Source organism: Clostridium cibarium (assembly GCF_014836335.1).
In the GTDB taxonomy this organism is placed as follows: Bacteria; Bacillota; Clostridia; order Clostridiales; family Clostridiaceae; genus Clostridium; species Clostridium cibarium.
Window position 1 is genome coordinate 295,385 of sequence record NZ_JACSRA010000001.1, and the last position, 9,003, is coordinate 304,387.

Genomic DNA, 9,003 nt, shown 5'->3' on the forward strand with positions numbered 1-9,003 from the left:
GGTAATCTATGAAAAATAAAAAAATGTTTTTAAAAACTTTAATTGCAACTATCTCTACTATAGGATTAATTTCTGCAACATCAATTTCTGCAAGTGCAGCATACTCATTCGACGTTATTTCTGATACGCATATAGGCGCTGATAAGTCCTGGGATACTTCTACGAAGTTAGAAACTACCTTCAATGCTATAAAATATTCTATGAAAAATTCCAGTTACTACAAAAATGAGCAGTGTATAGTAATTAATGGTGATGTAGTTGATAATTCTAAAACTGAAAATTATGATGAATTGAAGAGAATTGTGAAAAACTGCAAAAATGATCTTCCATTTGTATATTTTAATATTGGTAATCATGAATATGCATCCGAAAGCAGCCCATATACATTAGGACCTTATAGTTACGGTCTTAACTTATTTAATAGCAGAATAAATGATATTCAAAGTTCTCTAGATACTAGAGGTATAGTAACAAATTTTCAACGTAATAACTCATATGATTCACAATACATTAATAGCAAAAATGATAGACTTGCATTCTTAGGAACTGACGAAATACCTGTTAATCCATGTTCTTCAAGTCTTTCTAGTAATCAATTAAACTGGTTAACTTCATTTATTGGAGATAATACTTACGAAGGAAGTAAAACAGCCAAAGGTAGAAAACCTATGTTTATTTTCTCACATCAACCTGTATATGATACAACTTATGGATCTAATTTTGATTCTTGGGGATACATCTATCCAAATAACAGTAATGTTATTAAAAGTGCACTAAGTGGTCATCCTGAAATTGTAATGTTCACTGGACATACTCATAAACAATTTAGTAATAATGATGTATGGAATTTTGATAATTTCTATTCTTTAGGTGATTCATCATCTCAAATTTTTAGTGTTCCTTCAATTGGAGAAGTTGATAGCAATGGGCCTGAAGGATATCACGTTACAGTATACACTGATGGTATAGTTGTGACAGGTGTTAAATATACAAATGCTGGCTGTAAAACAATAAATACACGTACTGTTGATTTTTAATAACAGATTATACTGAAAATAATTTAGATATAAATCGTTGTACTAAATCTTGTGTAAACTTAATAAAGACAACTTCTTCTTAACAAGAATAATTTATTATAAGAAGGAGTTGTTTTTTTATACTAAATTCTCCAAAAGAATTGTTAACAAATTATATAAAAAAGAAGAACTTAATTACTTCTACTTTTAAATATTTTATTCATTTCACATTATATTCCCACAATATCCTTATATAATAAAGCCATAGTAGTTAATCATTATTTGTTCCCCTAGAATTAAATAATGCAATAAAGAAGAATGGTGCCCCCCTATATACGCCATTCTTCTTTATTTTCTAAATAATTTTTTTATAAATTTCTATCAAAAATTCTTTGTTATTTAAACTATTATCTTCTATTACCTTATCTAACAATATATTAAGCAACACTCCTATTTCTTTTCCTGGCTTTACTCCTAAATTAATTAAATCACTGCCATTGATGGCTAGATCTTTTATACAAAAGCATTCTTTTGCTTCAAGAATTTCATTCAGTTTCTGTTCTACATTAACTAAGTTTGTAAGTCTATCTTTAGCATATACTAAATTTTGTGATAATATATCTGCCCACTTTACCTTAATTAAATCTCTTAATAACTCCTCTCCTATTCTATTCAACATTTTTTTAACACTTTTCCTACTTCTTAGTTCTGAATCATGATACTTCACTAAAGTTAAAACTTTTTCTATAGTATCATTATCATATTTTAGCCTCTTCAATATTTTTTCAGCAATTTTAGCTGATTCATTAGGATGTCCATAATAGTGAGCTATTCCGGCATCATCTATAGTCTTTGTATTAACTTTTCCTAAATCATGTAATAGCATCGTTAATTTTAAATGCAATGTATTTTCTACTAATTTAGTAGACTTAAGTGTATGATCAAATAAAGAATAAACATGATTCGGATTATCTTGGCTAAACTCCTCTAATCCATTTAACTCTGACACCCAGCACTCTGTTAATTTAAAAACATATCCTATTTCTAGTTTTTCACTATTACTAATTAGAATTTTATTAAATTCTTCTCGAATTCTCTCTACCGAAATTTTATTTAAGCTTTCATGTAACTCTTTAGAAGCTTCTGTAATTTCAAAGTCAATATCAAAATCTAATTGTGCTGAAAATCTTAGTGCTCTTAACATTCTTAAGGCATCTTCACTAAATCTATCCTTAGCCCTCCCAACACACCTGATTAATTTATTTTTTAGATCTTTTATACCTTCAAAAGGATCTACTAAACCAACTGCATCGTTATAAGCCATCGAATTTATAGTAAAATCTCTACGTGATAAATCTAGTAAAATTGAAGTTACATACTCTACTTTACTAGGATGTCTACTATCTTCATACTCTCCATCTTTCCTAAAAGTGGTCACTTCATATCCCTCATCATTAATCATGACAGTAACAGTTCCATGTTGTAATCCTGTTGGAATAATCTTTTCAAATAACTTTATTATTTCCTCGGGCCTTGCTGATGTAGTTATATCCCAATCATTAACCGATCTATTTAAAATACTGTCCCTAACGCATCCGCCAACTATATATGCTTCATAACCATTATTTTGTAATGTCTTTAAGATGAGATTTACATCCTCAGGTATATTAATTTTTATACTCATTAAGTATCACCTCACTATTTATCTCAATAATTATTTTTTTCTACTTTATTGTAACTTGATTCATTGGATTACCATAATTAATCCATTATTCATAAGAACATTTCCTGAAAACTTTCTCATTATTCCATCATCAAACTTAATTTTAACTTCATCACCATTAACCTCATCAACTCTTCCACTTCCAAAAGTTCTATGGTGCACTTCTGTTCCTTTCTTTAAACTATGTTGTGAATTGCTTTCTTCAATAAATCCACCTTCTATGATAAATCTAGAAGCTTCCTTAAACTTCCCCTTTCTCATTTTAGGTACAAAAAGATATAAATTGTCTATTGCTCTAGTCATACCAACATAAAAAAGTCTTCTTTCCTCTTCCAAATTATTTTCCTTACCAGACGCATGAGGGATTGTATCTTCATTACAATTAATCATAAAGACATTCTTAAATTCCATTCCCTTCACTCCATGAATAGTGCTTAATAACACTCTATCTTCATTTCTACTTTTCTTACTTTCTTCAAGCTTTTTGCTTACCTCATCTATATGTACAAAAAATTCTTGAATACTTCTAAAAGCTACTGCAGAAGTTTTGAATTCCTCCAGTATATCCTCTAAATCTTCAAAATTACTTTTAAACTTTTCAGCATATGCCTTTAAATAATCAATATACCCTAAATCAGTTATTATAAATTGAATACTACTACTTAATGAAGACTTTTTTAGATAATTAAAATCACTCTTAAGTTCATCTAACTTTTTCTTTTGAAAAGGAGGCGTATCTGTTTTGTTTATTAATATATCAAAAGGATTTTTTTCTTCCTTATACTCTCTTACATATGCTAAGGCAGTTTTACTTATATATCTAAATGGTTTATTTATTATATTTATAAACGCTTCCCTATCATAAGGATTATTTGCTAATGATAAGTAAGCTATCAAATCTCTACATATAAAATGATTAAAAAAATTAAACTCTTTATCAAGCATTGTAAAAGGAATTTTATATCTTATAAATGCATCTACTATACTCATTGATTCCATATTGGTTCTATAAAGAATTATGTTATCACTATAGGTATATTCTCCGCTTGCTTCAAGATCTTTTATACATCTATATATCTCTTCCCCTTGAATTCTTTCATCATACGGAGCTACACAATTTATTATTCCCTCTGTTTCCTTATTTGCAAAAATCTCTTTATTATTTCTTTCATTATTGCAAGCTATTACTTTTTTCGAAGCCTGAATTATATTTTTATTACTTCTATAATTTTTTGAAAGATAATACTTTCTTCCGCCTTTAAATATCTTATCAAAAGTAACCATATATTCTGGCTTTGACCCTCTAAATGAATAAATACACTGATCTTCATCTCCAACTGCAAATAATGAATTAGTATCATTCATCATTTTTAAAAACTCTATTTGAAGTTCATCACAATCTTGAAATTCATCTACCAATACATATTTGAATAACTCCTTATAACCTTCTCTTAGTCTTTCATTTCTTCTCATTAGATCTAAAGTTATAATTGCTAAGTCATCAAAATCCATAAGATTATTTTCTTCTTTATAAATTTTATATTTATTATAACATTCTATGAATATTTCTTTTGTTATAGATGGTTTAAACGCTTCTATAGACATGCCTGATGTTTTAAATAAAGATATATTATTTATAGCTTCTTTAATTTTATCTTCACTTACATCATCTGAATACTTCTTGAGTACACCTTCTACAATCTTATTAGCCATGTATCCTTGAATTATATTTATCTTATGCCCTTCCCTTAATAAAATCTTATAAAACAATCCATGAAATGTACCAAAGAAAGGACTTCTATCTCTTTTAAACCTATCTAAATATCTATTTTTCATGTTTAGCGCTGCAGCTTTAGTAAATGTTAAGACTATTATGTTACCTTCATTTATAGATAAATCTTTAACTAAATAATTTATTCTATTAATTATTACTGTTGTCTTTCCAGAACCCGGTGCTGCAACTACTAGTATATTTCTTTCTTTTGCCTTCACTGCTTTTAACTGATATTTATCTAACTTCATAATAATCCTCCTATTATTGAAGTATTACCTTATTTAATTAAACTAAAACTCCGTCAACATTTCCTCACTATATAAATTAGAATAACCAAACATAAAATTGAGACTTCCACTTATCATTGTAATAATTTTCTCATAGAGGTACAATAGGCATAAGTATTTATTTTGAAAGAGGAGATTAAGATGAACAATATTTACTCATTTGATGTACACAATGATAGAAATCTAACAATGCTTGTTGACTTCTATGAATTAACTATGGGAAATGGATATCTTGAAAAAGGGCTTCAAGATAGGATAGCATACTTTGATATGTTTTTTAGAAGAGTACCTGATGGTGGCGGATACTGTATAATGGCAGGAGTTGAAGAGTTAATTGAATATCTTAGTTCATTAGCCTTCTCAGATGATGATATAAAATATTTAAGAAATAAAAATATGTTTTCTGAAGAATTTTTAACTTATTTAAAAAACTTCAAATTTTCATGTGATGTTTGGGCAGTTCCAGAAGGAAATCCTGTTTTTCCAAATGAGCCTTTAGTTACCGTGCGAGGCCCAATTATACAAGCACAATTTGTTGAAACTATGATTCTATTAACTGTAAACCATCAAACATTAATAGCTACTAAAGCAAATAGAATTTGTAGAGCAGCAAACGAGCGTCCTGTTATGGAATTTGGTTCAAGAAGAGCCCAAGGATATGATGGTGCAATTTACGGTGCTAGAGCTGCTGTTATAGGAGGCTGTAGTTCAACTGCTTGTACTATTTCAGACAAGCTATTCAACATACCTGCCGTAGGTACAATGGCTCATAGTTGGGTGCAACTGTTTGATACTGAATACGAAGCTTTCAGATCATGGGCTGAAATTTATCCAGATAACTGTGTACTACTTATTGATACTTATAATGTAATAAAATCTGGATTACCTAATGCAATAAAAGTATTTGACGAGATACTAAAACCACAAGGGATTAGGCCTGCAGGTATTAGGATAGACTCTGGAGATATAACTTATCTAACTAAACGTTGTAGAAAAATGCTAGATGATGCAGGATATACTGATTGTAAAATAGTCATCTCAAATTCTTTGGATGAGTATATAATAAGGGATGTATTAGAACAAGGCGCTTGCATAGATTCATTTGGAGTTGGTGAAAGATTAATTACAGCTAAATCAGAACCTGTTTTTGGTGGAGTTTATAAGCTTTCTGCTATTGAAAAAGATAGCTCTATAATTCCTAAAATTAAAATAAGTGAAAATGATGAAAAAATAACTAATCCAGGATTTAAAAAGGTAGTAAGAATATTCGATAAAGAAAATCATATGGCTTTAGCTGACGTTTTGACATTACATGATGAAGAAATTAATGAAAATGAAGTTTTAGAACTATTTAATCCTGTTCACACTTGGAAAAGAAAAAAACTCACCAATTTCTACACCAAAGATTTATTAATTCCTATATTTAAAGAAGGCCAACTAGTTTATAATAGTCCTACTGTTTTAGAAATTAAAGAATTTGCTAAAAAGGAAACAGAAAAAATTTGGCCAGAAGTTCTTAGATTTGAAAATCCTCATACTTATTATGTTGACTTATCAGACAAGCTATGGAATTTAAAGCAAGATCTACTTCATAAATATAGTAACATCTATAAGTAAATCATCAAGGATTCTACTTATAGAGAAACCAAGGCATAAAAATTACAAATCCCCTAAATCTGTAGTTTTTATGCCTTATTTAAATTCTCTATTCTTTTAAAATTACTATTTTGTCATTTCAGAAATAAAATCAATTTCTGGTTCATCATCAAAAGAGTATTCATAATCACCAATCTCTTTAAAAGAAATTTTACTATTCGATAGATATTCTTTAAAAGGACAATTGTCCTCTATAGCGAAAAATCTATTCATTGGACATTCTCCATAACATTCTACTTTTTCTTTCCCAGTTGACCAAAATGGACATTTACTCATAAAATCCTCACCCTTTAAATTCCTCATAATTAATTATGACATATTTTATACAACTACTCATTTTAAGTAAACTCTGTTATTCCCTCTTGTTTATCCATAGTCAAAGCTAATTTAAATTGTTACCATTTTATAGTTTACTATTTCTTTCATTATATTATAGATTTATTAAAACATAAAGGTAATAATCTGTTTATAATAAAAAAGTAATAAAACAAAAAAAGAAGGTTGTAAACCTTCTATCTTTCTATGCTAGTATTCTTAAAAACTGATATATCAATAATTTCATTTTGGAAAGCCTTTAATAAAGCTTTTTCTAAAACTTTTTCTTGATCAAAGTTCTCTATATCTGAACAAATAGCAAAAACCTTATTCTTTTGTCCTTTGAAGTTTCTATATGTTAATGTTACATTTGGCTTATCATATTCAACATTAAGTATCTTTATACCCCAAGAAAACTGTGCATAATCATCCTCTACAGTTAAATGTGTTAATTCCTTTAGCTTTCCTTTTTCTTCACTAGGATCATTTACTATTATCAATTGTTCTCCAACTTTATATTTTGCCATATTGATTCCTCCTTGCTTACTCTCTTATTAAAGTTTAGCACCATTTTATTACAAAATCAATGATTTATCGATATTCATTTTCTTGTAAAATTTAATAGCAATTATTATTTAGTTACAACACTCTATGAATAACAATTGACTTTTCTTATCCCATAAACTATAATAAATTATACTATAATGGAAGGAATGTATTTAATGGATACTATAACTGCTATATTTAAAGAAAAGAAATTAAAGCTTACTCCTCAAAGATTAGCTGTATATAAATACCTTATGCAAACCACAGCTCATCCATCAGCTGAAAAAATTTATAATGATCTTCAACCTGAATATCCTACAATGAGTCTAGCTACTGTTTACAAAGCTTTAAAAACTCTAGTTGAGGTAGATTTAATTCAAGAAATTAATGTGGGTGAAGGGAACTTTAGGTATGATGGAAATGTAGCTTCACATCCTCATATACAATGTATAAATTGTGGTAAAGTTGAAGATTTTACTTCTTTTGAGTTAGACCACTTAAACATTGAAGCAAGTAAACATACAAATTTCAAGGTACTCTCTAATAAAGTTTATTTTTATGGAGTATGTCCAAGTTGTAATAAATAAAGATTGCCTATATGGCAATCTTTATTTATTATTATCTGTTTTACAATAGTTAAATTATATTCTTATAAATCATTTCATATAAATTATGGAGGTGATTTATTAATGAAATTAATTATTATATCTAAAAAACAAATTCTCTACTTTTCTATTTTACTTATTTACACAATTATGATGTTTTTGTTACTAATCCCTGATAACTCTTCAAAATTTGCTGATGTCTTTAACCCAATAAATATAGATAAAAATAACCAAATTGATTTAACTGGAGATGGAAAAAAAGACACGTTATCAGTTATCTCTAAAAATGGTTTTAGCGATGTCCAAATCACTTCAAATAATAAGACTTATTATTTAAGTAATTTTTGCAATAATAATATTTTAGCCTCTAATTCTTCTTATTGGCCAATATCCTTATATGTTAAGAACTTAGGAAGAGGAACCTGTCCTCAAATAATTGTCCAAGGCACTAAAGATAAAAAAAACATTAATTATATATTCACTTGGGAAAATGGCAATTTCAAGAACATATTAACAAGTGAAAAAAATATTTTGGGAATTATAAATTCAAATTGTAATAAAACTCCTGAGGTGTATAATGTCAATTCCTTTGACAGCACTTCCTTTTTTACATCTTTCATGATAATCAACAATAAACTCTTGGATATTACAAAAGATACAAAAACACCTCATAGCATAGATATTATACAAGATTTTATAAATTTAATTCAAAAAGATTATGAAGTAGATGCAATACCAAATATTTTTAAAGAAGGTATGTCAGAGAATGAATTAGCTCTACTCTGGAATTTAGATAAAGAACATAACACTTATAGCTTTCAAAATGGTTTCTTTTATGATGAAAATATAGATAATGAAGGCAACATATCTTCTATGAGATGGAAATTGAATTTTGAAAAGTTTATTAAAGACAAAAATGACTCTTTTAAATCTCAACTGACTATTCAACTAATTTGTCAGCGAACAATAGATGGCTCTTTTAAAATTTCATCTTTTTATAGTAATTAATCGAGTAGGAGGTAGATAATTATTTTATCTACCGACCTCTCACACCACCGTACGTACCGTTCGGTATACGGCG

At 28.1% G+C, this 9,003-nt stretch carries 8 protein-coding genes; 4 read left to right on the forward strand and 4 right to left on the reverse strand.

All coding sequences use genetic code 11. The features are described from left to right. The first annotated feature begins 8 nt into the window (after positions 1–8). Positions 9–1,037: a metallophosphoesterase family protein gene (locus H9661_RS01240; RefSeq protein ID WP_143316304.1), complete on the forward strand. Its 1,029-nt coding sequence runs from the start codon at positions 9–11 to the stop codon at positions 1,035–1,037. A 334-nt stretch (positions 1,038–1,371) separates the two neighbouring features. On the opposite strand, the gene H9661_RS01245 is transcribed toward H9661_RS01240, so the two are convergent. Both H9661_RS01245 and H9661_RS01250 read right to left on the reverse strand, forming a co-directional pair. Beyond that, entirely contained in the window at positions 1,372–2,700 is a 1,329-nt protein-coding gene (locus H9661_RS01245; RefSeq protein WP_143316303.1) for a CCA tRNA nucleotidyltransferase, read from the reverse strand. A 60-nt stretch (positions 2,701–2,760) separates the two neighbouring features. Further along, entirely contained in the window at positions 2,761–4,761 is a 2,001-nt protein-coding gene (locus tag H9661_RS01250; protein ID WP_207729606.1) for an ATP-dependent helicase, read from the reverse strand. A 180-nt stretch (positions 4,762–4,941) separates the two neighbouring features. Here H9661_RS01250 and H9661_RS01255 point away from each other — a divergent pair, with 180 nt between their 5' ends. Next, entirely contained in the window at positions 4,942–6,417 is a 1,476-nt protein-coding gene (locus tag H9661_RS01255; protein WP_191767498.1) for a nicotinate phosphoribosyltransferase, read from the forward strand. 105 nt (positions 6,418–6,522) lie between these two features. On the opposite strand, the gene H9661_RS01260 is transcribed toward H9661_RS01255, so the two are convergent. Continuing rightward, positions 6,523–6,732 (reverse strand): hypothetical protein, encoded by a 210-nt coding sequence (locus H9661_RS01260; protein WP_143316300.1) that lies wholly within the window; start codon positions 6,730–6,732, stop codon positions 6,523–6,525. A 236-nt stretch (positions 6,733–6,968) separates the two neighbouring features. After that, complete coding sequence (locus H9661_RS01265; RefSeq protein WP_143316299.1) at positions 6,969–7,298, reverse strand: hypothetical protein; 330 nt, start codon at positions 7,296–7,298, stop codon at positions 6,969–6,971. A 195-nt stretch (positions 7,299–7,493) separates the two neighbouring features. On the opposite strand from H9661_RS01265, the gene perR reads away from it, so the two are divergent. Further along, positions 7,494–7,904: a transcriptional regulator PerR gene (gene perR, locus H9661_RS01270; protein ID WP_191767499.1), complete on the forward strand. Its 411-nt coding sequence runs from the start codon at positions 7,494–7,496 to the stop codon at positions 7,902–7,904. 102 nt (positions 7,905–8,006) lie between these two features. Further along, positions 8,007–8,930, forward strand: a complete 924-nt coding sequence (locus H9661_RS01275; protein WP_191767500.1) for a hypothetical protein — start codon at positions 8,007–8,009, stop codon at positions 8,928–8,930. Positions 8,931–9,003 lie beyond the last annotated feature (73 nt).

Bases quoted from the DNA above. Each gene is read 5' to 3' on its own strand.
- H9661_RS01240 (WP_143316304.1), top strand. From the start codon at position 9: ATGAAAAATAAAAAAATGTTTTTAAAAACTTTAATTGCAACTATCTCT.
- H9661_RS01265 (WP_143316299.1), bottom strand. From the start codon at position 7,298: ATGGCAAAATATAAAGTTGGAGAACAATTGATAATAGTAAATGATCCT.
- H9661_RS01245 (WP_143316303.1), bottom strand. From the start codon at position 2,700: ATGAGTATAAAAATTAATATACCTGAGGATGTAAATCTCATCTTAAAG.
- H9661_RS01275 (WP_191767500.1), top strand. From the start codon at position 8,007: ATGAAATTAATTATTATATCTAAAAAACAAATTCTCTACTTTTCTATT.
- perR (WP_191767499.1), top strand. From the start codon at position 7,494: ATGGATACTATAACTGCTATATTTAAAGAAAAGAAATTAAAGCTTACT.
- H9661_RS01260 (WP_143316300.1), bottom strand. From the start codon at position 6,732: ATGAGTAAATGTCCATTTTGGTCAACTGGGAAAGAAAAAGTAGAATGT.
- H9661_RS01250 (WP_207729606.1), bottom strand. From the start codon at position 4,761: ATGAAGTTAGATAAATATCAGTTAAAAGCAGTGAAGGCAAAAGAAAGA.
- H9661_RS01255 (WP_191767498.1), top strand. From the start codon at position 4,942: ATGAACAATATTTACTCATTTGATGTACACAATGATAGAAATCTAACA.